The sequence below is a fragment of the Alkalihalobacillus pseudalcaliphilus genome (assembly GCF_028610675.1).
Lineage (GTDB): Bacteria > Bacillota > Bacilli > Bacillales > Bacillaceae_D > Alkalihalobacillus > Alkalihalobacillus pseudalcaliphilus.
The window spans coordinates 255,956-281,209 of the sequence record NZ_JAQQWS010000003.1; the positions used below are offsets into that span (position 1 = coordinate 255,956).

At 34.0% G+C, this 25,254-nt stretch carries 24 protein-coding genes and 1 pseudogene; 7 read left to right on the forward strand and 18 right to left on the reverse strand.

From position 1 onward, the window contains the following. Nucleotides 1-99 precede the first annotated feature (99 nt). From PQ479_RS09650 to PQ479_RS09700, 12 genes and pseudogenes are all read right to left on the reverse strand, one after another. Complete coding sequence (locus tag PQ479_RS09650) at nt 100-1,038, reverse strand: GIY-YIG nuclease family protein (protein ID WP_337957093.1); 939 nt, start codon at nt 1,036-1,038, stop codon at nt 100-102. Nucleotides 1,039-1,519: 481 nt separating this feature from the next. Beyond that, nucleotides 1,520-2,527, reverse strand: a complete 1,008-nt coding sequence (locus PQ479_RS09655) for a reverse transcriptase family protein (RefSeq protein ID WP_047989985.1) — start codon at nt 2,525-2,527, stop codon at nt 1,520-1,522. Nucleotides 2,528-2,721: 194 nt separating this feature from the next. Further along, nucleotides 2,722-3,042, reverse strand: a complete 321-nt coding sequence (locus PQ479_RS09660) for a MarR family transcriptional regulator (protein ID WP_047989986.1) — start codon at nt 3,040-3,042, stop codon at nt 2,722-2,724. Then, the gene (locus PQ479_RS09665; protein WP_047989987.1) at nt 3,043-3,954 is read right to left on the reverse strand and encodes a phosphoribosyltransferase-like protein; all 912 of its coding nucleotides are present in this window, start codon (nt 3,952-3,954) and stop codon (nt 3,043-3,045) included. It lies immediately after the preceding gene. Nucleotides 3,955-4,559: 605 nt separating this feature from the next. Continuing rightward, nucleotides 4,560-4,895, reverse strand: coding sequence for a hypothetical protein (locus PQ479_RS09670; protein ID WP_047989988.1), 336 nt, complete (start codon nt 4,893-4,895; stop codon nt 4,560-4,562). Nucleotides 4,896-4,944: 49 nt separating this feature from the next. Next, a complete protein-coding gene (locus PQ479_RS09675; RefSeq protein WP_047989989.1) occupies nt 4,945-6,957 on the reverse strand; it encodes an AAA family ATPase in 2,013 nt (670 codons plus the stop codon). After that, on the reverse strand, nt 6,954-7,421 hold the full coding sequence (locus PQ479_RS09680; RefSeq protein WP_047989990.1) for a hypothetical protein: 468 nt from the start codon (nt 7,419-7,421) through the stop codon (nt 6,954-6,956). Before PQ479_RS09680 ends, PQ479_RS09675 begins: the two co-directional genes overlap by 4 nt. After that, the gene (locus PQ479_RS09685) at nt 7,421-8,371 is read right to left on the reverse strand and encodes a hypothetical protein (protein ID WP_053070494.1); all 951 of its coding nucleotides are present in this window, start codon (nt 8,369-8,371) and stop codon (nt 7,421-7,423) included. Before PQ479_RS09685 ends, PQ479_RS09680 begins: the two co-directional genes overlap by 1 nt. Nucleotides 8,372-8,553: 182 nt before the next feature. Next, complete coding sequence (locus PQ479_RS09690; RefSeq protein ID WP_047989991.1) at nt 8,554-9,000, reverse strand: hypothetical protein; 447 nt, start codon at nt 8,998-9,000, stop codon at nt 8,554-8,556. Nucleotides 9,001-9,008: 8 nt separating this feature from the next. After that, a complete protein-coding gene (locus PQ479_RS09695; protein ID WP_047989992.1) occupies nt 9,009-10,358 on the reverse strand; it encodes a recombinase family protein in 1,350 nt (449 codons plus the stop codon). A 17-nt stretch (nt 10,359-10,375) separates the two neighbouring features. Then, nucleotides 10,376-10,597: pseudogene (locus PQ479_RS21900) on the reverse strand (hypothetical protein); the annotation flags it as partial. A gap of 242 nt (nt 10,598-10,839) precedes the next feature. Next, nucleotides 10,840-10,998 carry a hypothetical protein gene (locus tag PQ479_RS09700; RefSeq protein WP_273716955.1) on the reverse strand — a complete coding sequence of 53 codons (159 nt, stop codon included), beginning with the start codon at nt 10,996-10,998 and terminating at the stop codon, nt 10,840-10,842. 450 nt (nt 10,999-11,448) lie between these two features. On the opposite strand from PQ479_RS09700, the gene PQ479_RS09705 reads away from it, so the two are divergent. Then, a protein-coding gene (locus PQ479_RS09705) for an IS3 family transposase (protein WP_273716956.1) occupies nt 11,449-12,602 on the forward strand; the annotation gives its coding sequence in 2 pieces (ribosomal slippage) (nt 11,449-11,722 and nt 11,722-12,602; 1,155 coding nt in all). Nucleotides 12,603-12,733: 131 nt separating this feature from the next. Here the strand turns inward: PQ479_RS09705 and PQ479_RS09710 are convergent. Beyond that, nucleotides 12,734-14,464: a retron Ec67 family RNA-directed DNA polymerase/endonuclease gene (locus PQ479_RS09710; RefSeq protein WP_273716957.1), complete on the reverse strand. Its 1,731-nt coding sequence runs from the start codon at nt 14,462-14,464 to the stop codon at nt 12,734-12,736. A 313-nt stretch (nt 14,465-14,777) separates the two neighbouring features. On the opposite strand from PQ479_RS09710, the gene PQ479_RS09715 reads away from it, so the two are divergent. The 3 genes from PQ479_RS09715 to PQ479_RS09725 are packed head-to-tail and all read left to right on the forward strand — an operon-like array spanning nt 14,778 to nt 16,260. Next, entirely contained in the window at nt 14,778-15,017 is a 240-nt protein-coding gene (locus PQ479_RS09715) for a recombinase family protein (protein WP_053070495.1), read from the forward strand. A 31-nt stretch (nt 15,018-15,048) separates the two neighbouring features. Beyond that, the gene (locus PQ479_RS09720) at nt 15,049-15,282 is read left to right on the forward strand and encodes a recombinase family protein (protein ID WP_053070496.1); all 234 of its coding nucleotides are present in this window, start codon (nt 15,049-15,051) and stop codon (nt 15,280-15,282) included. A gap of 33 nt (nt 15,283-15,315) precedes the next feature. Continuing rightward, nucleotides 15,316-16,260 (forward strand): recombinase family protein, encoded by a 945-nt coding sequence (locus PQ479_RS09725; protein ID WP_053070497.1) that lies wholly within the window; start codon nt 15,316-15,318, stop codon nt 16,258-16,260. A 38-nt stretch (nt 16,261-16,298) separates the two neighbouring features. Here the strand turns inward: PQ479_RS09725 and rlmD are convergent, their stop codons facing one another. The 3 genes from rlmD to PQ479_RS09740 all read right to left on the reverse strand — a co-directional run bounded on the left by rlmD (nt 16,299) and on the right by PQ479_RS09740 (nt 19,342). Further along, on the reverse strand, nt 16,299-17,675 hold the full coding sequence (gene rlmD, locus PQ479_RS09730) for a 23S rRNA (uracil(1939)-C(5))-methyltransferase RlmD (protein WP_047989996.1): 1,377 nt from the start codon (nt 17,673-17,675) through the stop codon (nt 16,299-16,301). Nucleotides 17,676-17,744: 69 nt separating this feature from the next. After that, on the reverse strand, nt 17,745-18,257 hold the full coding sequence (locus PQ479_RS09735) for an LURP-one-related/scramblase family protein (RefSeq protein WP_047989997.1): 513 nt from the start codon (nt 18,255-18,257) through the stop codon (nt 17,745-17,747). A 68-nt stretch (nt 18,258-18,325) separates the two neighbouring features. Next, nucleotides 18,326-19,342, reverse strand: a complete 1,017-nt coding sequence (locus PQ479_RS09740; protein ID WP_273716958.1) for an NAD(P)H-dependent flavin oxidoreductase — start codon at nt 19,340-19,342, stop codon at nt 18,326-18,328. Between the two features lie 697 nt (nt 19,343-20,039). On the opposite strand from PQ479_RS09740, the gene PQ479_RS09745 reads away from it, so the two are divergent. The 3 genes from PQ479_RS09745 (at nt 20,040) to PQ479_RS09755 (ending at nt 24,166) form a co-directional block, all read left to right on the forward strand. Next, complete coding sequence (locus tag PQ479_RS09745) at nt 20,040-21,491, forward strand: Msr family ABC-F type ribosomal protection protein (RefSeq protein WP_047989998.1); 1,452 nt, start codon at nt 20,040-20,042, stop codon at nt 21,489-21,491. Nucleotides 21,492-21,503: 12 nt separating this feature from the next. Further along, a complete protein-coding gene (locus tag PQ479_RS09750; RefSeq protein ID WP_047989999.1) occupies nt 21,504-22,412 on the forward strand; it encodes a macrolide 2'-phosphotransferase in 909 nt (302 codons plus the stop codon). Between the two features lie 1,214 nt (nt 22,413-23,626). Further along, nucleotides 23,627-24,166 carry a hypothetical protein gene (locus tag PQ479_RS09755; protein ID WP_047990000.1) on the forward strand — a complete coding sequence of 180 codons (540 nt, stop codon included), beginning with the start codon at nt 23,627-23,629 and terminating at the stop codon, nt 24,164-24,166. 142 nt (nt 24,167-24,308) lie between these two features. Here the strand turns inward: PQ479_RS09755 and PQ479_RS09760 are convergent, their stop codons facing one another. Together PQ479_RS09760 and PQ479_RS09765 are read right to left on the reverse strand one after the other, a co-directional pair. Further along, on the reverse strand, nt 24,309-24,818 hold the full coding sequence (locus PQ479_RS09760; RefSeq protein ID WP_053070498.1) for a hypothetical protein: 510 nt from the start codon (nt 24,816-24,818) through the stop codon (nt 24,309-24,311). A 90-nt stretch (nt 24,819-24,908) separates the two neighbouring features. Continuing rightward, complete coding sequence (locus PQ479_RS09765; protein WP_047990001.1) at nt 24,909-25,214, reverse strand: hypothetical protein; 306 nt, start codon at nt 25,212-25,214, stop codon at nt 24,909-24,911. Between the last annotated feature and the right edge of the window lie 40 nt (nt 25,215-25,254).

Consider the following 25,254-nt stretch of genomic DNA (forward strand, 5'->3'; position numbering starts at 1 on the left):
CACTTTGAGAAGTGTTTATCATAAGCTATTTGTTTCCCTCACTTTTCTCCTAAAACATTTCTTAGACACCTTGGAATATCAATAATCAATTCATTATTTTTAATTCAAAATGGTATTCGCAGTTTGTTCAAACAAGTTATCTTCACTATTTTCAATTTCTTTTAAAGTCATACCTTCTTTTGTTTTCCATTCGATCAAGCCGTTTACACTACTACCTGTTACAAATGCTGCGGCATAACTGGGGCTCTTAAAAAGAATATCCTCTTGCAAGATGCCCCCATCGTCAATTTTTGCTGATTTTCGAGTTTCTTTTATACCGGGTGGAATACTGTTAGAACCTTCTCGCTCTATGCCACTTCCTCTTAATACAACAAAGCCCTCAGATGTTTGCTTACAGTTAGCCTCAATTATTCTACCGCTTTTGCGGATTTTGCGTTTCATATGAAGGATTCTGTCATCACTTTCGAAAACATCATTATTTGAAGTTATTGTTGTTTTAGAATCAGCGAGTCGTTCAAAAACCTTATGCCCCAGCGTGCCCATTATAATTTTTGTATAGTCAATAAACTCTTCTAGCTCGCTTTCTTTTTCTTCTGTAATATTTCCGGAAGTAGGATCATTGCCATTTTTAACAACATAACGTTCTGCTTCTTTTGCGATTTTTGTAAACCTATTTTCAAGATAGCTTATCTCAGTGGGACCGAAAGAATTGTTCGAAGTCGTAAATACTACAGCTTCTGTCCAATAATCCTTATTTGAATTGCGCTTATGTTCTTGTAAACGGCATAATATCCCTTCCCCATTCTTTCTAACACCTGCTTGTCCTATATAAACTACGCTTTCACCTGTTTGATCTGATATTCCGAATAGAAAATATACACCGCTTTGTGAGAGGTCATCTCTTCCTTTGCAGCTGTCCAGTTTTGTTCGTGGAATTTTATATGCCAATCCTGTCCAATTGGCAAGTGTACATTTTATTCTGCCGTTTGGCTCTCCATCCATTAAAAATAAATTTATACTTTTTCCTCTCATCGCTATCGGAACCTCTTTTCAATGCTTTTTTCATCTACTTTTCTATTAACTTTTCAGTATCTCTGCTCTCTGTCAACACATTATTTCTCTACCCATGACATCAATTCAACACACTTCACATGTGCGGGGTGTAGGTCACCGGCAAATGGTGTAGTTGTGTTTATAAATACTAATAATCTCCAAAGTAATAGTTAAAAAAATTGTAAAAAAGTACAAATTCTCAAGGATTAATGAATCCATGTGAGAAATTCTTTAAACTGTTAGCATTAAAGAGCATATTGTTTCTCATGTATATTACAAAAAGCCATTATTAAAAACACCTATTTAAAAGAATATTTACATAATATGATTGTAAAAAATTTCAATTAGTATACTAGAATGATTTTAGTGTTCTATACAATCTAATATATTTTATACATTATATTATTAAAGATATTAAATTCGATTTTCAATTGATTTAAAAATTAAATTACAATTTCAAAATCAATTATGATTCCCAATCAATTTTATCAAGTGACTTCAAATACTCTTCACCTAATTTTGAATCAACCATTTTTATAAATTGTGCTAATCCAGTCAAATGTCCTTGATAATTAGTTTTATATAATCCTTTCTTTGACATATGGTCTTTGACCCCATACTTTTGACAATAATAAATCTCTTGCCTTAAATAATTTCTTGTCTTTTTAGGAATACTTAACTTCTCATTAACAATCAAGCCTGTAACCATTTGTCTATGGTATTGAAACTGGACCCTTACTTTCTTTTCATTAATCAAGAATCTTTCTTCTTGTACCACCTTCTTAATTAACTTTATATAACTAGTTATACCTCTGTCGCCGGAAAAAGTTATATCGTCAGCATACCTAGAATAGGACGCATTAATGTGTGAAGCTAATAAAGAGAGTCTATCATCTAAATTTTTACATATTATATTCGATAAATACGGGCTTGTCGGCGCACCCTGAGGTAATTTATTATCTAATGTACATAAGCCTGTGAAAACCATAGAAAGATGCCTTGAATAACCTAGTCTATTAAAAAGGTTATAAACTTGTATATAAGTTATACTTGGAAAGAAATCCTTTATATCAAGATTAATGACACATTTTTTTCCGATATGTTGTATCGCATTTGTAACAATTGACCTTTCATTAATAAATCCATTAGCATGAACAGAAATACTAACATTACTTAATATATTATCTAGTATCCATCGTTGTATATACTTTAGGTTTTCAGAAGGCGCATTAATTACCCTTTGACCTCCTGTTCTTTTTGGAATTAATAATTCATTATAAAGATTAGATGATAGTTGATAGTATGCATAACATTCATCAGCATTAATTCCAATAAGTTTTGCTAAATGCTCAATATTAAAAATAACCGGTAGTTCATTCCTTTTAAGATTAATCGCATAATCTTTACACAACTTAATATAATCTGCCCGATGACCTTCTAACCTCATGCTTTGTTCCAATTTTATTATATCCATAAAATACCTCTACCGTTATTTTCTACTGGATTATTTAATTTACCTATACACCACGTTTACTGGTGTATACAACAAAGTGATTTTCTTTGTTGTATGATACTAATTTTACGCTCTTGAAAATTAGTATCATAGATACATAGTAACTTTACTTCACGAACAGCGACTCGCTGCTCAATTCTAGAAAACAACTACAATTATAATTTAAAATTCTTCGGTATGAAGACATCATCGAAAGATAATGTTTTTTTCAAACTTAAAGTAACCGTGTCCATTTGAAATAATTCTTCAATTGATACATTGGTCAACCCTTTTTCTTTTAATAGTACTTCACCTTTTGAACCTAAAATTAAACTACCATCTTGATTTAGCAATAACCCCTTCTCAATTAATTTATCCAATGTTTGTTTCATTTGAGAAGTAGTAAAGTTACAGAGTTGTTTTATCTCTGTAAACAGATACTCATCTTTATAATCATTTAAATATATCAATACTAAAAGTTCTTTAAAATCAACCATTTAAACCTCTTTCAATCTTGACATGTTGTATACAGCATTTTTTTTATTTCTATTACCTCGTTTGAATAAGGGTTTTCTATCGTCTCTAGGGAATAAACCCTCCCACATTTTATTCTGATACCAAAATGAACTAATTGTATTATTAGGAGTATTTCTAAAGAATGAAATAGTAGCTTGGCTATTTTCATAACCCAATATATTTTTATTTCTCTTTCTTCCTCCCCATAAATTCATTTCGAAATCTTTCAATAATTGCTCATAATCTTTACATCTATCATCAAAAATATGGTCCTCACAGAATGCTTTTTTATGAATGTTTCCAGATATTATCTTACATTCAAATCCATTTTCACGAAAATATTCATTAAGAAAATCCTTTGCTTCATCCAATACTTCAATACAAAATATAAAATTATTTACCTTCAACAACTTTGATTTATTTTCTTCAAAAAATGTTTTTACAGTGTTCCCAGAGCCAATAACATCATCAAGGAAAACAATATTTTCTATTTCATTAAAATCGGCTTCTTTTAATTTTTCGATAGCGTGACTAAAGTGATTTGAGATTTCATTAATAACTTTAAATTCTTCTAGAAACGAATTAGAACTATCAATTTTTGAATCATCCTCTATCCTAGAGTATATCGTTACATCTTCAACTAGCCTCAAGTCATCCGTAACTTTTTTATAGAATTGCTTCAAAAGTTCCTCTATGTGTTTTCTTGAATAATAATTGTATTGTTTGATTAATTCTAAAAAAACTGTCCTAAGTGTAACATTAGTTTCTATTTGTTTTATAAATGAATCTAATCTCCTTTCAAAGTTAACAGTTTTTTTATCCTCTTCTCCCCACCTTTTCATACATGAAGATGCAATGTTCCTTATTTCATGAGAAATCTCATTCTCGTTCAATCAAACACCACTCCTCTCAAATCCAACAAAATTCATAGAAATAAATCTAATAGAGTTTTCATACTATTATCTAAAACATATTTTAGATTTGAGTTTTTAAAATTGTATTTCTTAAAAACTAACAATATTATATGAACATCCAGTAAAATTTCCATTTCAATATGGATTTATGATAAAAATACATTACATTAAACCCATCATTTCTCAGAATACTATTTCATAGAAATGTAGGATTTTTACGCTTTAGTAAAATTTTTATATTAATCTGTTGAGGGAATTTACTTCTATTTTCATGAAATCATCCTTACTTCTTCATTTTATCAAATTCTTATTTACTTAAGTATTTCTACTAGTTTAGTCTGCCTGCTCATTTCTTCGCATAATGGAAGAAAATTTTTTGCTCCATACTAATGCAATTTGATGACATTCTTCATATTCACTAGTCCCTGCTTCTAAAGGTCTTTCTTCATCAAAAACCTTAACAGTATGGACTCTTCCTTCTAAAGTGCTTATCATGATATCGATTTTATTGATTTTTATTCTTCCATCTTTCCTAGCTGTAGCTCCAACTACAACAGCACCAATTCCACCTGCAAGTAATCCTCCTACAATTGCTCTTCCAGTTCACTAGATAGAGAAGTTTTATACTCGATATCATTATCTATAATCAACTCCACATCCTTAATAGTTTCGTGTTGCACTATAGCTGTCCAACCATCCATCAAAAGAAATACTTGTCCATATTCCCTATCATTAAGAATAATATCTCCATGGTCAAATTGTTGCCACTCATAGTCTTGTACATTATAATCTACTATAGTTTTTTCTACTAAATCTCTTTTTCCTTTTACATATTTTAATTTAGATGTACCTCCAATTATAGATGTAACAACGCTTATTATAATAGCAAGTATAAGCATAAATAAAAAGAATCCTAACATTATTATCCCCTTTAGGCATGTATATTAAAGTATTTTTTTATAGTGTTTCTTACTGTAATGGTTTTATTATATATTCATCCCCTAAATTAATTATATTTACATCTAACCCCCTAGATATCTCTAATACCTCTTTCATAGTTAGTGATGAACCAACTATTGATTGCCCTTTAACATTTGATAGAGCCACAAATAATTCTTGTTGACTATTAATATCCATTTGTTGTTGACCAGGTTCATCAAACACTAATAAGTTGACATGATTGGAATTATACTCTAAGCAACATAAATATAATGAAATAATATAAGACCAAATTAACCTTATGCTATCACTAGCAGAGGAATCGAATTTAATATCAAAACCACTAACAATAGGTGTATATTTATCATGTGAAATAGATATATCGCTAACTTTGACGCTTGAGTAATTAAATTTAGTTAACAGCACTTTAAATTCAGTTTCAAAAAATCCCAACTTTTCCTTATCCTTATTAGAAAAGTATTCTTTGGGTAAATTTTCTAATCTACTTAAATACTTTCTCCACCTCTTTGTAATGCTCAAGTACTCTATATGTAACTTTTCAAAGTTACTTAATGCTTCTTGCATTTTTATTAAGGTAATTTTACTATCGACTAAATAATTTAGTTCCCTTTTTGTTGGTAAATGAGGATTTTCAGATAACTCAGATTTTAATAATCTTAAATCTCTTCTTTCTTTCTCAAGGTTAGTATTTAATGCTTTTAACTTTAGAGTTCTATTTTCTATGACATTATGAGATTGTTTAACACCGAAATTTAATGTCTTAATTTGTTCTTCCACAAACCTAATATTTTCTTTTAGTTCTAACGGCTGAATTTTTAAATCCATTGGCATTAATGTATCTTCAACTTTTTGCATACAAGTTGGACATATTTTTTTCGAAAAATTTTCATCAACATTAGAACCTAACCTATTAAGTTTCTCAGCTTCTTTATTTCTTTTTAAATCAATTTCTAAATTTTTCAAATTATCAACCATGTATCTTTGATTCTTTTGCTCTAAATTTAACTCTTGTCTTAAAGAATTAATTTCATTTTGAAGAGATTGAACTATCACTTCTTGTTCATTTATTTTTTCTTCATATTTATCACTTACATCTGCTATTTTATTAATTTTTAGATTTTCTTTTCTTTTTATTGACTCTTCTAATTCAAAAATTCTATCATGCAATGAAATAGGTTTGTTATCTTTGCCATAAATTTTCAGTGTCAAGTTCTCTAATAACGTTGGAGAATCAGGTAAAGATTCAACTATAGCATTAATTGACCTTGCCAAATCCAAATATTTCCCCTTTAATGTAGACCACTCATTAGCCAGGACTCTTCTTAATAGCTTTAGAGCTTCTCTTTCTTTAGTATTATGCATAACATCCATTTTTAATAGATATTCAAATGCTCTTTTAGGCAAATCTCTAATTCCAAAATTCCCAGAAATAGGAGCATAAAAACTATTCCATCCTTTAATTTGTTCAATAAAAAAAAGAGGAAAAAGAGATTGTAAGTATAATAAATTATCTCCTCCATCAAATGCAGGTACTTTAGGTAATTCTAAACCTAAAAACTTCGCAAGATAACTATGAAAGCCTGCATTTTCTACAGCCGAACCTTTTAAATGAACATAAAAATCATTATAGTTATAATGTTCTTCTGTGGTTAGTAAAGGTCCATCATGTACTCTTATTAACCTCTCATCTATACTCTCTGATTTAATCCACCTTGTAACAGTAATAATTTCACCATTTTTATTAGAAAACTCTAACTGTACTTTGGACTCTAATACATTTAATTCCTTATCTTGATAGTTTAACTTATCTTTTAAAGCAGGCTTCATCGTCTTGGCATTCTTACCTCCCAGTAACTCTTCGATACCTAATGAATATAAAATTGAATTAATTATTGAGCTTTTGCCTTTTGTATTCTTAGCTCTTAGTACATTAAAGCCTTTTTTAAATGGAACATTTGACCCGAATTTCCCTTCAACTGTATCTATAGTCAATTTCAAACACATTAAATTTAAAATTTTCATGTACTAAACCTCTCTTTAAATGAAGATTGTATATATGTGTCAGATAAACTTTTCTTCAATTTATTTAACAGAATTATTTCTTCTTCTAGAATATTCTCCTTTATAATTCCTACGGCTAACTCCTCACCCTTTATTGTCAATGTATATTTCCCTGTGGTTGCAAAAAAATCAAAATATCCTTTAGAAACTCCTAAATTCAGTGCCCTATTTAAAAATGGGTCAAAGTTAATTAAAGGAAAATTATTTGTCTCTTTTAAATTAATTAATGTACTAAATCTTTTATCATTCTGAAAACACCAATTAAATAATTGTAGTTTTAGAAGAGAGGCTGATTGTTTAACTGACGAAATATGTAAAATTAGTATGATTTGACATATCCTATATGCGGGTCTCATAGTAGGTGATATTGGGATTTTTCTTCTTTTGAACCTTATACTTTTAATTTCTTCTAAAGGTAAATCCATTAATCTTCCCCTCCGAAATCTAATGGGCAATCTATTAACCAACTTGCAACAGCTTCATGCAACAAATTTTCATAAACAGAAAATTCGAATTGTTCATCGAATTTTTCCCCGATTAAAGCTGCTCTATATTTTTCCATTGTTTTTTCTATGAACTTTTTTGGACTTAAATCAGTAATCAGTGACTCAGTTTCTAAATGGTCAGCTATTGTACTTTTAATCCTTGCCTGCTTTTCATAAGATAAGTTATAAGTTTGTTGCATTTTGTTTAAAAGCTCTTGACCTTTAATATAATTCCTAATTTGTATGTTTACATATTTGTTGACTTGTTTTTGTTTCTTTTCTTTATCAGAATCTGGAAATAACTTTTCTATTTTATTACTTAGAGTAATGATAGATTCGGATTGACATTGTCTCCAATCTATTATTTCTTCTTCACTAGGTATTTCAACATCAAATTTAACCTTTTGATTTAAAATATTTTTTGCTCTTAATATTTCAGTAACATAAAAATTTTCATCATGAGCTAGTACATCAAACTCTACATCGAGCAACTCCTTCATACTATCATCTTCTCTAAGCTCAATTGCTTTAGAATGGCAGTGGGCTATTAAGTCTTTGTTAGGAATCTTTGGAGTGAGAAATATCCATTTCTTGATTTTAATATTTCTAAAATAATTCAATAATTGCTTTTTATATGTCTTTAACTTTTTTAAATCCTTTGTTACTTTGTCTCGTTGATGATTATAATAAACTTTCGTCTCGTATTCATTATCCGGACAGTAACATTGGAATACTATACCACTTCTTGTAAACCCCTCAATTCCTAAATCACCATTAGTATGAGCTGTCATCTCTTGATAACCTTCATTTTCATACTTCATTTTTAATATAATTTGACAGTGTTCTTCCCAACTATCTCCGTTGTATGTACCAAAAGGAGTTTTAATCATAAATACCTCCGTATAAATATATCGTGATATTTTTACTACTACAATAGTACATTATTTTTACATAATTATCTATAATTTGATAAAATACACTGTCTATATACATATTAGAACATATGTTCCTTTTTGTATATACTTCATAAAAAAAAAAAAAAAAAAAAAAAACAGACCTAATTTGGTCTGCATTAACTTACTTTGGATTCCCAAAAATGATAACTAACTTCCACGTCGCCACAACCAAAAACTTGAATCCCAGAAACAAACCTATGTATTAATTCAACTAACACTTCATCACTATAAAGATAGCTTAAAACCATAGATTCAATATCTTTATCTACTAAACTTAAAAGGTTTTCTACCCTTTTCAGATTCAATATTTCCTTCTCCAATTCATTTCTTCTTTCTTCATTTTCTCTGATATATTCTTGAAATTCTACCTTCGTAACCTCTCCTTCAGCCCTCATATCTATTAGCCCTTTCTTTCTTTGAGAAATTCGTATTAATGACATTTCAATTTCTTTAAGTCTTTTATTAGTTCTCCTATTAATAGATTGAAATTCCCTTTTAAATAGCGCTTGATAGTCTAGAGAATGAAGGAGTGCCTTCCTATTTGATTCAAGCTGATTAATCACAATCTCTTTTAACCTCTCATCTCTAAGTGCGAACTACACTTTCTTTTACCATATTGAGCATATGTACTACAAACATAAGCTTCCCTTCTAAACCACATTGAGGCATCACATTTCCCACACCTAATCAAATTTGTAAAAAAGTGCTTTTTGGCTTTTGCTGGCTGTCTTGTTCTTTGCTTTATCATTCTTTGAACTGCTTCAAAATCTTCTTCAGAAATAATTGGTTCATGTTGATTTTCACAAATGACTCCTTCAGAATGGCGCATCTTTTTAATCGTGACACTAATTGAGGAAGTTCTACATTGTACTAATCTATCAGTATAATGCTCATTCATTAAGATGATTTTTATTGAAGAACCCCTCCAATATTCACCTGCGTTCTTTTTACCAACGACCATGGCTGGTGTTGGAACTACTTCTAACGTTAATTGCTTTGCGATAGAATCAATCCCTTGACCATTAAGGTAATCTTGATAGATTCTTTTCACAACATCAACTGTCCAATCAGTTCTCTTAAACAATCTACCATCTTTTTTATAATATCCAAATGGTGGTTGAGAACCAATAAACTTACCTTTTTTTGCTGTAAGTTTTTTAACAGATTTAATTCTATCACTAGTACTTTGGGATTCAAGTTCAGCAGCCCATGCAATTAAACCGAATGTATCTAAACTTTTTTCTCGAGAATCATATTGTCCATTTGTAGCTACCAAGTGTATGCTGTTTAACTTTAATTTTTCTAAAAAATTATGAGCGAGCTTTTGGTTCCTAGCTAACCTAGATACATCTTTAATTAAAACAATCTCCACTCCATCAGTTTCCAAGTTATCTAATAACTTATCTAACTCTGGCCTTTTTGATTTTGTACCACTTAAAGATTCTTCATATACCTTAACGAGATTCCATCCTTTTTCAGCTGCGTATTGTTTAAACAATTCCTTCTGATTTTGCAATGAATCATTTTGGGCTTCACGATTGGTTGACAGATTAAGTTCCTTTTTTCGGTACCTCATTTGTTGTCCACACTTCTTACAAAACGGTTGAACTATATTTTCACTATCTCTTTCCTCAATCTCTGTTTCTACATGATTTATGAGATGTTTTACTTTCACCTGTATTTCCTTAAATTGAGAAAGAGAGATAAAGGGTTCTACATATGATAGAAGATAATATTTCCCTTCATACCATTCATGACCAGTATAAAAAGGGTCTAATATCATTTTCATCACATAGCTTAACTCCCTTTTCTGTAACTTCTTAAATATTCTAAGGTATTCTAACAATTGCTCAACATTATCAATTATTAATGCTTCTTCAAAAAACTGAATAATATTATCCTTGATTTTCCCATCTATCATGTACCGCCCTGATTGCTTTAGATAACCGAATTTTTAGATGGAGTCTTTCTATCTGCATCTCGTTTACGTCTAATAATTGATTGCCCTTCTTCTTCAATTAATATTCCGTGCATTGCTTCTGTTAGGATATTCCCAGAAAATGGTGCGCAATTAGTGGATGTATATACAATTTTTACTTTGTATTTCTGAAAAATATCTATTAGCTCAAGATACTCATAGAACTTCCTTGTCAATCTACTCCTATCGTAAACTTACAGAGCTTGCACTTCTCCATATTTAATTTGTTCAATAATGCTCTTAAAAAAGGGGACGTTCTGATATTTTTAGCTTATTTATAGAAACACCAAATTCGTTTACTTCTAAATAAGAATCTGAATCCATTTTTAAACGTTACTTTTCATCGGAAGCAATCTTCATCTCAAGACTCTGCTGTCTAGAACTTACTCTTCGAAAAAAGATATTAATTTTTTCGTTCATTATTTTACTCACCCACCTTTACTGATTTGGAAACTATTTTTGTCTCAATTTCTAATGGAAGATTCAATTTTTTAAGGACGACTCGTTCAATAACACTAATTAAAACCTTATTTGAATCCTCGTTACTTTCTTCTAATATTTCAAATTGGACCCTGTTACTCATGACCCTCACCTCCTCCAATCATTTATTAGAATGATTGACGAAATGAAAGTCTTCTATACTATTCATTCTTCAACTATCAAAAATAAGCTAATACTTTCTGAGATATCAGGAGAAGATTCATCTTTTTTACAGGCAACAGTTATTAACTCACCGAAATCGATCTTTATTCATAATTCAGTCTATTTAACAAAAGCGTATTTTAATATGCTATTTTTAGGGGTTGATGTGCTAAAAATAATAACACATATAAAATCAACTAATTAATAAGCTTTATATTTTCGATAGATAAAGTAGGAACCCAAGATAATTAGTATTAGCAAAGTGAAAAGCCAAAAAAAAGCCACTTTAACTTAAAAATGGGCTGACCCCAAAAAGTGAGACAAATATAAAACACCTTTAAGTAGAAATCGGTTATTGTTAACCTAAAGAATACTTGGAGGTGTTTTTTCTATGGGAACTAGAGTGAGCTACCCTGCAGAGATCAAGTTAAAAGCCATCGAAATGAGGTTAAACGGAGTATCGGTAAAAGAAGTCATGAAGGAGCTTAATATTATAAATTACACGCAACTGAAAACATGGATGAGGTGGTACAAAAACGGTGAAACTCATCGGTTTTATCAACCTGTAGGTAAACAATATTCCTATGGAAAAACAGCTGATTTCGCCAATGAAACAGAAAAACTAAAAGTGGAGAATCGATATTTAAAACAACAATTAGATGTTTTAAAAAAGTACAAAGAGTTGGAGAGGATGTGGTACCAGAAGTAGCCGTAAATTTAGTGGAAGAATGTAAAGGAGAAATGACGGTGCGAGAAGTATGTAATTATTTAGGGATTGCTAGAACCACCTATTATCGCTGGAGAAAGAATGTAAAATGTCGAGATGAACAGACACAATCGGTTGAATTTGAGGTCGGAGAACTCTGTCGCAAGCATAACTATCGTTATGGCTACCGTAAAATTACAGCCTTATTAAAATCAAGATGGTCGATCAATCACAAAAAGGTACAAAGGATTATGCAAAAACATGGATGGCAGTGCAGGGTACGAATGAAAAAGAGGAAGCCAACAGGACAACCTTATCATGCCGCTACCAATTTGTTAAATCGCACTTTTCGGTCCGATAGGCCTTTAGAAAAGCTAGTGACCGACATTACCTATTTGCCTTTTAGTCAGAAGACGTTGTATCTTTCGAGCATTCAAGATTTGTTCAATGGGGAGATTATCGCTTATTCCATCAGTGACCGCCAGGATACATCCTTTGTTTTAGACACATTGGTTCAGCTTCCCGAACTGCCCAAAGGATGTACATTGCATAGTGATCAAGGTTCTGTTTATACTTCTTATGAATACCAACAAAAAATAAAAGAGAAAGGCATTACCATGAGTATGTCCCGTAAAGGTACGCCTGCTGATAATGCCTCCATCGAATCGTTTCATTCGACCCTGAAGTCTGAAACATTCTATTTAGACGGGATAAAATGGACTACGACCGCCATCGTAGAACAAACCGTCCACAACTATATTTATGATTATAACAATAATCGTATCCAAACGAAACTAAATAACCAGTCGCCAATAGATTATCGACAACTGATTATTTAAAAAGGTGTTTTACCCTGTCTCAAAAACGGGGGTCACTCCCAAAAGTGACTAGTTTCTTATTATGATATTTTTTTAAATTGTGTTAAAAAACTCTCGAATGTTTATATTTCATATTTTTTTTACTCCAGTATTTAAACATTTAAAGGTTCTTTAACTTTTTCAGAAACCTTAATAACCCCTAGAGTTTTAGACCTTTTCTTAGTATATTCTTCCAAAGTATCATTTAATTTATCTAAAAGAGGTCTAAATTTATTAAAATCAATAAATTGATAATTTTTAATAATATACTGAGAAAAAATTTCCTTCCCATAGTATTTTGAAGTGTCATATTTATCTTTTTTTATAAAAGATTTTCCGCCAATTAAAGTTGAGAGGGTAGTCTCATTGAATAAATCTTCTATGTCACTTTCAGGTAAACCTGGAATAGAAGGTACTGTTAACAAATATAGATTACTAGTTAATCCAATCTTATACTCAGTTTTTAAAAATTCTATTTTCTCAGCCTTAATACTCGAATGTTTAAGGAAATTACCGATAGGTTTTTTCGCTCCACTTTCAATTTCATTATCAAACATAAAGATAACAGGATTTTTTGGTACATCTTTACTAATCTCTCTAAAATAGCTAAAATAATTAGGTCCTTGTTTCTTATCATCATAGTAATTATAGATATTTTTAAGCGAATCTGCTCCATCTTTATCAATATTTAGGAAGTATCTCAACCGTTTGGTTCTTTTTAAAAATGATACTTTAAACTCAAAATTGCCACCTTTCTTAGTAATTAGATTAGGATAATCTAAATGAAGGTTTTTTAAAGCAGATTTTAAATACGCGATATCTGTCTTACCTTCAGTAACGATAAGCGGTTTTGGATTTGCATAGAAATATTTATAAAATAAAAACTTTTGATATTGAGTTTCTCTCGAGTTTAGATTGTGAAAACTATGCTTCTCTCCATCTATTTTGTTATTATAACGACACAACTGGTTAATAAACGCAAACCTTCCTTCTAATTGATTAAGTGAACCTGGTTTACCTTCTATCTGGAAATTGCCTTCTTTATAAAGTTGAAAAGCCATTGCCCTAGTTTTTTTATAAAAAATTCTATTAACATTTATTTTTTTATTGACAACAAGCCCAGTTACCATTTGTCTAGTATCTTTTATTTGTAATCTAGTTTTATTATCATTTATTTTAAAGCCAGCTCGAATTATCTCACCTTTTATTCTTTCATAGAATTCGGTTTGTTGTTCTAAAAATTTCTTGTTATTAGTTGAGAATGTAAGGTCATCTGCGTAACGCGTATAATCTAATTTGTATTTCTTAGAAATTTTTAACAACCTATGGTCAAGTATTTTACAAATTAAATTTGTAATAATTGGAGAGCTAGGTGCCCCTTGAGGTAACGTACCTTTATAGCAAGTCAATTGAGCTATAATTGTAGCTACTTCCATAGAAAACAAAAAATTCTTATTATTTTTAAAATAACCTCTTACACGACCAAAATGAAAAGATTCAAAGAAATCTTCTAAATCAATATTAAGAACTAGTCTTTTATTTCGGTGAATTTTGGCATTTGTTATAATACTCTTTTTTCTTTCAAATCCGTGAGAGATATTATTCTCCCCTCCTAATAATCCACTTTTATGGGTATACAATATAGTTTCAAGTGCCTTTTGAATACTTTTTAGCTCATCGTTAGGAACATGTATTTTGCGGATACCTCCACTTTTTTTATGCAAATCAAATGAAGTGTACAGATTATCTATACCTTTTCTATATAATAAATAAGTAAATCTTTTTTGGGATATATGTAAAAAATCAACTAAATCTCTTCTTGTCCTAATATCATAAAATTCCATCATTTATCTCCTTAATAATGTACGTGTGGCTACTCATTAAGCAATTAATAGCGGATAATAATAGAATAATAGGAAAGCAAATGTCCCCACCATTGTTGTAAACGCTTGCGATACACAAGCCAAAAAAATCTAGCCACACGCAATTATATTATACACTATTTTCCATACGAATTGTTTTGTATTTATTATTTTCTTACACCTTTCATATTTGATTATTACAATTTACTGATATGTGTATATCTTTAATAAAATAAGACAATATTTCTTATAAACACTACTACACCTCAAAATTTAAAATGAGGTGAGTAATCTTATGAAATGTGCTCTATACGTTCGAGTTTCAACTGACAATGAAGAACAAAAGGCATCTTTAGAAAACCAGCAACGATTCTTTTATCAATTTCTTGCTGAGAAAGACTGGGATTTGTATAAATTTTATATTGATGTCGAATCGGGAACAAAATCAAAGAAGAGAGAAAGCTTTAAACAATTAATACAAGACGCCAAGCACAAGAAGTTTGACATAATCTTAGCTAAAGAATTGCTTAGCTAGAAACGGAAAGCTGTCTTATGAAGTAAGAGAAGTGGTTGAAAAAAATGGTATTGACATCATCACGTTTGATAATGCAATTGATTCCACGACTGGTTCAAGTCACATGTTTGGTTTATATGCTTGGATTTACGAACAAGAAAGCCAAAGAACATCCGAACGAATAAAGATGGCTTTACGTACAAATGCTCAAAGGGGATTCTTCAAATCCTCTAAACCTCCTTATGGTTATAAGATAGTTGATAAGAAATTATGCTTAGGTAAATAAAGTGAACCTGATGTAATTAAACGCATCTTTGAAATGTACCTAAGTGGTATCGGCTTTGATTCCATCGCAAAGACACTTTCTTATGAGAATGTACCGTCTCCTTCAATGGTTGCTGAGAAGAAGAAAACGTCTCCCTATTGGCATGGTTCTACAATAAGATATATCTTGACCAATCCACATTACTTAGGTCATACAGTGCAAGGTAGAGAGACTACAGCAAGTGTTACTATCGATTCTCGTATTTGGTTACCTAAAGAAAAGCACATTGTTGTTAAAGATACTCACGCTGCAATTATCTCTGAACATGTTTTTGAGCTAGTTCAAGATAAAATCTTTAAAGTAAAAAACCATATCCCAAAAGCACAAACACATCTATATACGAATTACTTATTTTGTAAAGATTGTTCAGCATCGATGTGGTATCGCTCTAACCGAACTGTTTATATTTGTGGTCGCTATGCCAAACACGGGAAGAAATACTGTTCAAATCATACTATTAAGGAAGAAATAATAACTAAAGCAGTTATTTCAGATATTATGCAAGCGGTAGAGCTAATTGATAACAAGCATGTGAGGAAAGAACTTCAACGTAACAACGAAGTGACTCTGGAGCATCTCTCAGCCCAAAGACAAAAGCTACTTGATAAGGTTGATAAGTCTAACAGTCTAAAAAGGTCTTTTTTACGCTTACTAGCTGAAGGAACTATCACTTCGGACGATTATCAAGGAGAGACTCAATTAATCGATACACAATTAATTGAATGGAAAAATAAATTGGATAAATTATCTGATGTATTGAACGGACTTGATGTCGAATATGAGTTGAGAAAATTTCAATATGGGTATCGCCAATTCTTTCAAGACCACCAGTTAACAAAGAAAAACCTACCACAATTTATCAACCGAATTGAGGTAGGTGAGGATAAGGTGCCAATAATTACTTATCGGTTTCCTCATTTATTCTCTTTGTTGAATTAATAGTTCTCTTTAGAATCAGAGCCAAAATCAAGCTCCCTTTAGTCCTTCCTAATTAACAGTGAGCAACACTCCACATGCGTACTCTGCGGAAACATATCAACAGGCTGCACTTCTTTCGTTCTATATCCCCCTGCTTCTAGTACTTTCAAGTCGCGGGCGAGTGTGGCTGGGTTGCAGGATACGTAGACGACACGTTCTGGCTTCATTGCGAGGATTGTTTCAAGTAGCTCCGCATCGCAGCCTTTACGTGGTGGGTCAACGACTAAGACATCCGCTCTCACGCCTTGGGCATACCACCATGGGATGACTTTTTCTGCTTCTCCAACCGCAAAATCAACATGATCAAATCCATTAATTCGTGCGTTCTGTTTGGCATCACTTATCGCTTCTGGGACGATTTCAACGCCAAGTACTTTTTTGGCTTTTTGGGCTAAAAATAAAGAGATTGTACCAATTCCGCAATACGCATCAATGACCGTCTCATGGCCACGAAGATCTGCATATTCTAAGGCTTTATCATAAAGAACCTTCGTCTGTTCTGGATTGACTTGATAAAAAGAGCGTGCTGAGATGGCAAAACGAATGTCACCGATATAATCATGGATATATTCTTCTCCCCATAAAACAGAGGTTGTCTCACCAAAAATGACGTTCGTACGCTTTGGATTGACATTTTGCACAATTGAAGTGACTGATGGTAGAGATTCACGAATATCGTCAATGACATTCTTTTTATTCGGTAGCTCCTTGCCTCTTGTCACTAAAACAATCATCATTTCACCCGTCTTTTTGCCTTGACGGACAACGACATGACGTAATGTTCCGCGATGTTTTTCCTCATCATAAGCACGAATTCCATAACGGGCAGCAATGCTCTTCACTTCTTGCACAGCGAGGTCATTTTCCTCTTGCTGAATGATACAACTATCCATATCTATGATGTTATGGCTACGCTTTTGATAAAAACCGGCGATTAATTCACCATCTTTTTCGCCAAATGGGACTTGTGATTTATTCCGATATTGCCACGGCTCTTCCATACCAAGTGTAGGATGAACAGGAACATCATAAATTCCGCCAATACGCTCTAATACGTCTTTGACTTGCTTTTGCTTCATCACAAGCTGAGCCTCGTAGCTCAAATGTTGGATTTGGCAGCCGCCGCATTGACGGAAGATGGGACAGGGTGGCTCTACACGGTTTGGACTTTCCGTAATAACGTTTACTAACTTCGCAAAGCCATAACCTTTATTTGTTTTAATGACTTTTACCTCTACCTCTTCACCTGGTAAAGCTTCAGGGATAAATAAGGCGTAGCCCTCTATTTTTGCGACACCTGCCCCTTCATGGGTTAAATCCTCTATATGAACGTTCAAGACATCATTTTTCTGTACGGGTATTCCTTTTTGTTTCATATTTAAGCCGTCCTTTTCCTTAAGCTACTTGTGATTGTAGCATACTTCCCGACCATTTTGGAAACGGCATTAATGACTGCTGCTAGTAACAGCTGCATTATACATTCGGTTCAGTGCGTTAACACCTGTAATCGCCAAGATTAATTCCTCCGTCGACAGCTCCAATGAACGATTGGTTAGCTCATAAGCAGGGGCAGAGAAAAAGAAACTTACTCTTTTTACCTCGCCAACTACCTGTCCATCACCATCTTGAATTTGATACGCTTCTGAAAACACAGGAGCCTGAAACAAATAGGCCTGATCGTCCTGTGCCTTATTGTAATGATATTTTTTATTCCAAGACCAATAGTTTTGCTTCACATAACCGAGCTCCTGCCCTTGATAATCCTCCATCAACCATTTTGAAGTAAATCCTTTTAATTCTCCACGCATCATTTCACGTTGGTTCTCATCTAAAATAGACGCTCTCGTTCGAAAGCCTGACTTTAATTCTAAATAACCAATTTTATGATTGTCTTTATCAAGAATTTCCGTTATTCCTCTTGAAAAGAACTTCTCTCTAAAATAAACAACATGCTCCATACCAGTCACCTACCTGATGTTTTCTAATGTATACGAATATTTCCACTTAATCGTTTCATTTTTTAGAATCATGAAAGAAGTATTCCGGCTTCTGCTGCTAATGTTTTCACCAACTTTCCTGCTGGCATTGCGCGAATTTGCTTAAAATTACTTCCTGCCCACAACGCCGCTATGTCTGCTCTTCCGATTGAAACAGCTTCTTTTCGTAATGATTGAGTAAGGTAATGAATCTCTGGATATGCGTAAGGTGCATCCTTATTTTGACCGATAAAAGGTTGAGAAAGACCACGTGCGAATCTTCCTGTATACGCACGTGTTAATTCAGTCTTGGTAAAAGCTTTGTTCATTAATGACTCACGATGTAAGCGATTTGTCCCACTCTCTGTGCAGCATAAAAAGGCGGTTCCTAGCTGAATGGCTATTGCTCCTTGATCTAGTAAACTCTTAATTTGTTTCCCATTCATCACGCCACCAGCTGCAATAATAGGTATCGTGATCTTTTCTAGTAATCTCTCCACTAACACGCTCGTCGTTAATGGCTCATCTATTTGTTTTTCATTAATAAAGCTCCCTCTATGCCCTCCTGCTTCAATTCCTTGTGCACATACAAAGTCAGCACCGGCACACTCTGCCTGTTCTGCTTCCTTCACTGTCGTTACCGTGACGATTGTCTGAATATGTAGTGCCTTTAATTGCTCAAATAATTCATTAGAGGGACAACCAAATGTAAAGCTTACATACGGAACTTCCATCTTTTTAATCAAATCAAGCTTTTCTACCCAAGCATCATCAGAGTATTCGAGCTTTCCAGTTTTTATCTGGAATGCTCTTGCAAAATGATTAATCCTATCCTGATAGGCTAATAGTTCTTTTGTAATCACAGTAGGCTCATTAGGTACAAATAGATTCACACCAAAAACCTTCGTACCTAATGATCTGACTCGAATAATCTGTTCTTTCAATTTAGTTACAGGCAGATAACCCGCAGCCAAAAAACCGAGACCTCCATGGCAACAAACTTCGTGGACTAATCCAGGAGTCGTAACACCTCCTGCCATTGGTGCTTGAATAATAGGATTAATCACCAACGATACCTCCTTTTGGTTGAACGAAATGAGCTGTGCTCACAAATCTTACTTTAACTGTAATCCGAACTCATCTATATGTAAATCCTATCCAAAAATAAATACATCATTTTTCCAAAAACGAAAGAAACATTGACACCATTTAGATCGTCCCTTAAACTAGAAATAACTTTAATCGGAGGAGGATTGTTAAAATATGTGTTTTATGAGATTGCGTTTCCCAACTTTGAACTCGTAATTAAATACGTTCAAAGGCTCTGTTTGTGAAACAGAGTAAACGGGAGCAGTCTGACCTTTTTTAATAATCCTACAAACAGCAGTAGTAACTGCTATTGACGGAAAGGCCGACTCGTTCTGCCTTTCTTTTTTATATGTATATTTCATTCTACACAACGTTAATAGGAAAATTTTTGGCTACTCATCACGAGTTTATGTTGTTATCGCTCTTTACAACTGCATTTACTTGAATGGGTTGGTGGTGGTGCATAGAGGCCCAAGATCTGAGATGAAGTTAACTTGTGAAAGCAAGTGACGAGACCTCTTGAGGCATAACTTTTAGTACCAGCACCGTCCTTAATTTCCTAAAAACTAAAAAGACATTGTGTAAAAAAGAAGCCCGGCAACGTGTTTCCCGTTTACTCCTTATCACAGGCAGAGGTCTGTGATTTTTTTGTGCAACAAATAGGAGGAATAAACAATGGAAACATTACAATTAGAACTGGCCCATATTGAAGTAAGTTTTTTAGACCAGACCATTCTGGATATTGAAAAACTGTCTGTTTACCAATTTGACCGCATTGGTATTGTTGGCAAAAACGGGAGTGGAAAAAGTACCTTATTAAAATTGTTGAAGGGGGAGATTTTACCAACAAAAGGTCATGTTCATAGACAAATTGACTTTGGCTATTTTGAACAGACAGCTCCCCCCACAGAGCATGATGCAGACTATAAAATGCTCGGGCTCTTAAATATAAATGGGAAAAGTCACGGGCATTTAAGTGGTGGTGAGCAATCACGCCTTAAGCTAGCCCAGCTTTTTTCTAACTACCATGAGGGTCTATTATTAGATGAACCAACGACGCATCTAGATCAGAACGGTCAACAGTTTTTACTGGATCAGCTTGCTTATTATTATGGTGCCCTACTTATCGTTAGCCATGACCGTTACGTACTCGACCAGCTTGTCAATAAAATTTGGGAAGTGAAGGATGGAAAAGTCACGGAGTATAGTGGCAATTACACGGACTATTTACAGCAAAAGCAATTAGAAAAAGAGCAACAGCAGGAAAAGCATGAAAAGTATATAAAAGAGAAAGAACGATTAATAAAATCGGCTGAGGATAAATTAAAGAAGGCGAAAAAAGTAACACAAGGAAAGAAAAATGCGGCGAAAAATCAATCACCAAGTCGACTATCTGCTTCAAAATCAAAAGATAACGTGCAAAAAGCGATGCAGCAAACAGCCAAATCTCTAGAGCATCGTGCCGAACAGCTTGAAGTAGTGAAAGCACCTGAATGGGAACGAACGATTTCATTCCCACAATCACAGTCTTTGCAGCTGCATAATAAATTTCCAATTATGGCAGAGCGGCTAACCTTATATGCAGGAAATAAACTTTTGCTCAAACAGGCCAGTTTTCAATTCCCTGTAGGTAAAACCATTGCTTTAACAGGCGAGAATGGATCTGGTAAGTCAACTTTACTTCATCATATCCTTGAGAATGGTCATGACCTGACACTCTCTCTTAAAGCCCAAATCGGTTATTATGACCAATTAAGCTATCAATTTGAGAAATCTGAAAGCGTCTATGATTATTTAAAAGAGCGCAGTGACCATGAGGAAACAGTGATTAGAGCTGCCTTGCATTCGATGTGCTTTGGTGGGAGTGACCTCTCCAAAGATATTTGCACCTTAAGCGGTGGAGAACGGATTCGTCTCTTGCTTTGCCAGCTGTTTTTGGGGCGTTATAATATTCTCATCTTAGATGAGCCGACGAACTTTCTCGATATCGATGCGATTTTAGCTTTAGAAAAATTTATTCAAGGTTATGAAGGAACGATCGTACTTGTCTCACACGATCGAACGTTTGTGAAGCGAATTGCTGATGTACAATATACCTTACAAAACAAGCAACTATATTTAAATTAAGGAGTGTTTACTATGAAGAAAAATAACGGAAATACGGGAAATGAAATTATGGAAATTACAAAAAAGAATGGCATTGAATTAGACGCTGCCTCCATTCGTGTTAATCAATCAGGACTAGACTTTCTTGTTGCGATCGCTGAGTCGGTTACAGGTAATAAGTGGTTACTTAGAATGCCTCGACGGACGGAGGTTTTTACAAGGACAGCCGCCGAAAAAGATACGTTAGCTTATATTGCTAAGTTTGTTCCTTTTGAAGTACCTATTTGGGAAGTTTACACACCTGAGTTGATTGCTTATCGACCACTAGCAGGCGTACCCGCTGCCACCATCGATATGGAACAAAAAGCATATGTTTACGAAATTGACGAAAAGAATCTTCCTGAAATTTACCATCAATCTTTGGCGGAATGCCTTGTTCATTTACATCATCTACCCGTTGAAGGTGAAGCCTTACCTGAACTAACGAAAAGACAGACCGCTGAACAAATTCGCCAAACGATGAAAGAAAGAATTGAGAAAGTGAAGCAAGATTATAAGGTGAACCCAGATTTGCTGAATCGTTGGCAGCAGTGGTTAAATACGGATGAGTATTGGCCAAAGGTGACGGGTATGATTCATGGTGATGGTCATGTCGGTCATATGATGATTAACGAAGCCGGAGAAATTACTGGAATGATCGATTGGACCGAGGCGCAGATTGCCGATATTTCCAAGGATTTTATTCCTCACTATCTTGTTTTCGGTGAAGAAGCTTTAGATAAGTTACTTCATTACTATGAAAAAGCTGGTGGTTATACGTGGCCAAAAATGAAGGAGCATATTATTGAACTTTATTCTACCTATCCGATTGATGTGGCAGAGTTTGCCGAAGCTTCTGGTGAAGAAGAATATAGAGAAATGGCCAGACAAGGACTAGAATAAAGTAGTGAGAAACCACTTTACATTTTAAATGGATAGTGCCGTTGACAGTTTGGGAGGTCAACGGTATTTATATGAAAGTTGATGCTGGTACTCACGTGTGGAGCTTTGCCCGTCGCTACCGAAAATCATGCTCCGCGACAATCACGTGGCGCCGAACTAACTAGCTTCGCTTGTGGATTTCGGCTCTGCCACTACTTCCCACGGGAGCTTTTCTCCAGAGAGTCTCCGCATGACTCGCCCGCTGGGTTACTACTAATTCTCAAGATCACAAAACAATTAACTACCCTTTGAGTAACTGGCACGTTCAGACGTTTTCGTGTAGTTACTCACACTTTTCCCTCCAGTAACTAACACGTTCAGGCTTTTTCGTGTAGTTACTCACGCACTTCCCTCCAGTAACTAACACGTTCAGACGTTTTCGTGTAGTTACTCCAAGGTTTGACTTCCGTATCTGCACATTAACCACCTCTTTGTGCAGTTACTACTTGGTTTAGCTTCCGCATCTGCACATTAACCCTCTCTTTTTGCAGTTACTACCTGGTTTGGCTTCCGTATCTGCACATTAACCACCTCTTTGTGTAGTTACTACATGGTTTAGCTTCCTTATCTGCACATTAACCCTCTCTTTGTGCAGATACTACCTGGTTTAGCTTCCTTATCTGCACATTAACCCCCTCTTTGTGCAGTTACTACTTGGTTTAGCTTCCTTATCTGCACATTAACCACCTCTTTGTGTAGATACTACCTGGTTTGGCCTCCGTATCTGCACATTAACCCTCTCTTTGTGCAGATACTACTTGGTTTAGCTTCCGTATCTGCACATTAACCCTCTCTTTGTGCAGATACTACTTGGTTTAGCTTCCGTATCTGCACATTAACCCCCTCTTTGTGCAGTTACTACCTGGTTTAGCTTCCGTATCTGCACATTAACCCCCTCTTTGTGCAGTTACTACCTGGTTTGGCTTCCGTATCTGCACAAGACTTTCATCTTTGTTGATGGTGGATCGGTTTTGCTCCGGTATCGGCGTTTTATATGAAAGTGCGAACATAGAGCGTTAATCGTCGCACCGAAAATGATGCTTCACGTCCTGCGGGCAGTCTCCGCATAACTCGCCGGCATTAATTATTTTTATGAGCACTTTGTAACCTTACGCCCATTTTTGCCGTTCAACATCTATAGATCATCATTACGTATTAAAATAGGAGGATCACATATGAAAAGAACTCTTTGGCTTACTCTTCTTATCCTTTGTTTTTCGGTCGTCAGCTTTCAACCGGGCAAAACCTATGCTTTAAGCTGTGTGGAGCTCCCCGACCGAGTTACAGCTTTTGAAGAGTCTGATTTTGTTTTCAAAGGCACACTAACATCCATTCAATCAATCTTTGCCAATGATCGATTTCTATTTGATGTAGAGCTTGTTTTTAAAGGCGATGTCTCACCAACCTTTACGGCACTTGATTCAGAAGGACAATGGCTCAGACAATCACTTAACGAAAATCAAACGTATTTAGTTTTCGGAAAAATGTCGGGCAATAAAGCTTATATCTCGGCATGTGGCAATACCGAGCCCTGGAGTTGGGCAGAAGATGAGCTTCCTGAACTACCTGTTGAGAGGGAGGTTATCATTGAATATACAGCAGAAGATCGCCTAAATAATCAATATTCATCGTTTACTTGGCTCTTCAGCACAGCCATTATCTTAATTCTAACCGTAGCCATTTTTTATATCATTAAAAGAAGGAAAAAATCTTGATAAAATGCTCCTTATGAAGGGGTGATAAGAAGAACACACAACAGGACAAACCACACCTATTAGAAATATGGTTTGTCCTTTTTAGTTTCATTCTACTCAAATAGTCATACTAAAAGATTGCTCATTTAAGAGCATATAACACTTATTCATACCCCCCTTTAGCCTCAGGTAACTGTTGATATTCTTCCTTCACAAAAATAATCGTTGATTCGAGATTATTGACAAACTTTTCCCACGCTATTTTCGCCGGCGTTTCACAAGCCGTATCCCATTTCAAGCGAAACTCTTCTTCTGCAACGGTCATTTTCAATACATAGGTAGAATGCGGTTCCATACATGTAATGTACTTTCCCGTTGCACGATCATGAGGTAAGTCTTTCACACCTAATTGCCGAAATTGCTCATAAATATATGCTATCTCCTCCTCCGTCAAAAATAGCTCCGTTGTTGCCGTCCCATCTTCAATCAAATCCTTCGTGTACGTATTCTCATATGTATTTAATTCGTTCATATTTAAACCCATCCCATACTTTAATGAGAAATCAAAATCATCTGGTTTTTCAGCAGGCATACCTTGCTCACTCTGCTCATCTTGAGAAACGCAACTTGAACAGAACAAAACAATAAGCAAAATTACGTAAACACGTCTCATCACATTCACTCCATCTCTTAACACTCACTTACTTGAAATAGAACGAACGCTTACCTCATAACGTTTCAGAAACTATCTACGTATTTAAAATTATTCAGAATCTAACTGAAACCCCTCTTCACCAATACGGTCATAAGGATAAAAGGATTCCAACCAATTAAACCGTTCTCCTTCTTCATCCCATCTGAACACATTAACCTCACCATGATTATAAATGACGATCTTATCTTCCCCTACAGGGATTACTTTGTCTTCAGTAACATTAGTTTCAATATAGCTTGGGAAGTTATCATAGTTGTAATGACTATTATTCTGATTGAAGACCAATAAAATTAAACAAACTAAAATAGCGATTAAAATCCCTCTATTTGAGCCTCTTTTCTCATTTGTTTCCATCCCTCTACCTCCCATACATAAACTTACTTCTACGAACATT